We start from the raw sequence: 3,140 nt of genomic DNA, 5'->3' as shown, positions 1-3,140 counted from the left end.
AAAGGTCAACAGACCCTAGATAAAAAAGCGTTACAATGTAACGCTTTTTTTTATGTGAACTAATTTAGCGCATATTAATTAAGGCCAAGCACATCTTTGCCTTGTTTGAAGGTCACATCTACAGGGATGTTCGCTTTGCTTAACTTTTCTAAATCTTTAGCTAGTTCCGCTTTAATATCGCCATGAGTTGCAATCAGTTGATCAACTTTTTCGTAATCACCGTCACCTTGCAGGGTTAAAATAAGGCGCGATAATTTAGCCATAGCGTCGCCCATTTTATCCATGTTGATGCTATACAAGCCGTCTTCATTTTTAGAGAAGGCACCTTCTTGAGCAAAAAAGTTAAAGCGGATCATGTTTGCTTTACCATGTGCACTTGATGCACCGAAACGCACAGAGCGGAAAATACCCGCCATAAAGGTGGTGTAGTAATCTTCTAACGTTCCTTCAGTGATTTCCCCTTTTTTAAGTAACTGTTCAACCATGTACAGACCAAGAATATCTGCTTTACCTTCTTCCAAGGCGCTAGCATGCTCTTGTAGAGATTGGCGAACGGTACCTTTGCCGGTAATAGTATTTTTAATACCTAAACCGTGAGCTACTTCATGGAACATAGTGTTAGCAAAAAATGCATCAAAGGTAATGTGTTTACGTTGCTCTGGCACAATTAACTGCTCTGCGATAGGGACTAAAATTTTATCAAACTTCGCTCGCATTGCATTTTTAAGCTGTAAGCGACGTGTGCCTTTTTCTAGCTGTACTTGCTCATCATTTGGTAAGTTAATTGCAATGGTTTTACTGCCGGCATTTGAGTGCCCAGCATAATAAACAACATCGTAGGCATTTAAGTCAGCATCTGAGCCTGGTACTTCTTGCTTGTATTTGCTATCAACAGGTAAGCCTTTTTGCAGCTCAGGTAAAAAGGCAGCAAATTTAGCCAGACGTTCGCTCCATTTTAAATCTTTAATTAGTACATACGATTCATAGGCAGCACGGTAACCAAATAATTGGTCTTCGTAGTTTTCAATTGGGCCAATAACAACATCGATAGGATTATTTTTCATATCCATCCAAGCAAAGTCAGAGGCTTGGAAATCATCGCTTTGTATTGCGTCAGCTCGTAAGTTTAGGTAGTTGGCAAATTCTTTGTCGTCAGCTAATTTGCTAGCGTCTCTAAGTAACTTAGCTGCTTGGGCAAGTTCTACGGCATATTCTTCTGAATAAGGCGTGCTGTATAAATTACCTAGTTCATCGCGTTTAATAAGTGAGTAAAGCCCTGTTTTATCTTTTACATCAGCGTTATTAAGCTCTTCTTTGGTGATGTCGGCCGGATAAAAACCTGCCCCAAGCGGCTTTTCTTTATAGCCAGATAAAAATACTTCATCGCCATTTAAGCGATCCCATGGGCCGTAGTTTATATCTGCAAACCGACGTACTTTTTCATCATCTAATTGTGCTAAAAAGCTTTGTTTATCTTCACCAAATGCTTGTTTCCAAAATAAATCGTCCATAATTTTTGAAGCATCAATAAGCTTGGCAACCATGGCTTTTTGGTTCTCAGATAAGTGTGACAAATCGCTTTGTAAGCTGAAGTCTGTGTATATGTCTAAGCGTTGACGGTCAATATTAACGAGTGTTGGCCTTGAAGGCGCTTGAGAAGCCGTTGGCGCTGAGCTTTGCGGCGTATTGTTTGAAGACGGTGCTTGCTCAGAACAGGCACTAAGAAAAACGATGCCAGAGAGCAGTATTGCTTGGCTAATTTTATTTAAGATCATTATATTGCCTTTAAAAAGTCTATTTTATAACTTGTATACTGTAAGTTAAGGTACTGAATGAGTATTAGTGTGCCTTAGCATGCTTGCATTAAAGCAAAACATACTAGCAAATAGCAAGTATTAGACGTTAGAGTGCACTAATGAGGGGCCGCTGGTAAATAATCAATAATTATCTACAATTCTTTCTATTTTAGGTATATGTTTAATACTACTAAGCTTTGAAATAATTAATAATATAAGACTTGCTGTAAAGTATAGGCCATTAAGCAAAGGGATATTTTATGTCTACAGAAAATGCCTTACTCACTATTTTAGTTGACAGAATTAACAACGACACACTGGTGTTGCCTACGTTACCTGAGGTAGCGATTAAGGTTCGCCAAGCCGCAGATAACCCCGATGTTAATTTGATGCAAATGTCAGATGTGATAGCACATGATCCTGCATTGTCGGCGCGGATGATCAAAGTCGCAAATAGTGCAATTATGGGCCGAGCTGTAAAGGTGTCTAACTTGCACCAAGCCGTTACACGTATTGGGCTTAGGCAAATAAAAAATATTGCCACAGCCATGGCGATGGAGCAGTTATTTGTATCTAACAACGAGTTAATAAAAGGCTACATGGGAAAGGCGTGGCATAAAACGCTGCATGTGGCCTCGCACTCTATTTCATTAATGGAGTTTTACTTAAAAAGAAATACCCATACATCGCTAAATCGCGATGCCATTACATTAGCTTCATTAGTTTATAATATTGGGGTGTTACCCATTTTAACTGAAGCAGAGCGTCACCCTGAAGTGTTTGCAAGCCCCAGCTTTTTAGCCCATGCGATTCAACGTTTAAGTGGTAAAATTGGTGGTTCAATCATGAAAGCATGGGAATTTCCTGATGTGTTTGTTGAGGTCGCGCAGCACTGGGCAGATGTGAATCATCGTACTGCTGAGGTGAGTTATATCGACTTTATTCGTGTTGGTGCAATCCTTGAGGGAACCTTACAAGTATCTGATAAGTCAGCAGCGCTGCAAACGTATATTGATAAAGGCATATTTCCTTCATTAGAAATGTTAGAGAGTGAAGAGTATTTGCATATGGTTGAAGACGTAAAAGAAATGTTTAGTTAATACCAACTTTATTAAAAACATGATTATTCTAGCATATTAAATAATCCGCTACCTGCGTTAAAAATTATTTATATAGAACAACTATGTATCATAATTTTTGCCTTGTTATCGACTTATTTCTTTGTCGCTATAATAGATCACTCATTTAATGCAATTGGTATAACTTGTTTTTAAACAATAAAAAGCACGATTAATATCGTGCTTATATTTTTAATACTATTTAATTTTCAGCCCCTAAACCACC

At 38.4% G+C, this 3,140-nt stretch carries 2 protein-coding genes; one reads left to right on the top strand and one right to left on the bottom strand.

All coding sequences use genetic code 11. The features are described 5' to 3' along the window. Positions 1-74: 74 nt before the first annotated feature. Complete coding sequence (locus tag CWC14_RS17955; protein ID WP_138564262.1) at positions 75-1,775, bottom strand: DUF8614 domain-containing protein; 1,701 nt, start codon at positions 1,773-1,775, stop codon at positions 75-77. 281 nt (positions 1,776-2,056) lie between these two features. Here CWC14_RS17955 and CWC14_RS17950 point away from each other — a divergent pair, with 281 nt between their 5' ends. Then, a complete protein-coding gene (locus CWC14_RS17950) occupies positions 2,057-2,896 on the top strand; it encodes an HDOD domain-containing protein (RefSeq protein ID WP_013464223.1) in 840 nt (279 codons plus the stop codon). Positions 2,897-3,140: the final 244 nt, after the last annotated feature.

It is taken from the genome of Pseudoalteromonas sp. S3260 (assembly GCF_005886925.1).
Classification (GTDB): domain Bacteria; phylum Pseudomonadota; class Gammaproteobacteria; order Enterobacterales; family Alteromonadaceae; genus Pseudoalteromonas; species Pseudoalteromonas tetraodonis.
Note: the sequence above shows the minus strand (reverse complement) of the source record. Positions and strands in the feature narration are given on the sequence as shown.

Bases quoted from the DNA above. Each gene is read 5' to 3' on its own strand.
- CWC14_RS17950 (WP_013464223.1), top strand. From the start codon at position 2,057: ATGTCTACAGAAAATGCCTTACTCACTATTTTAGTTGACAGAATTAAC.
- CWC14_RS17955 (WP_138564262.1), bottom strand. From the start codon at position 1,775: ATGATCTTAAATAAAATTAGCCAAGCAATACTGCTCTCTGGCATCGTT.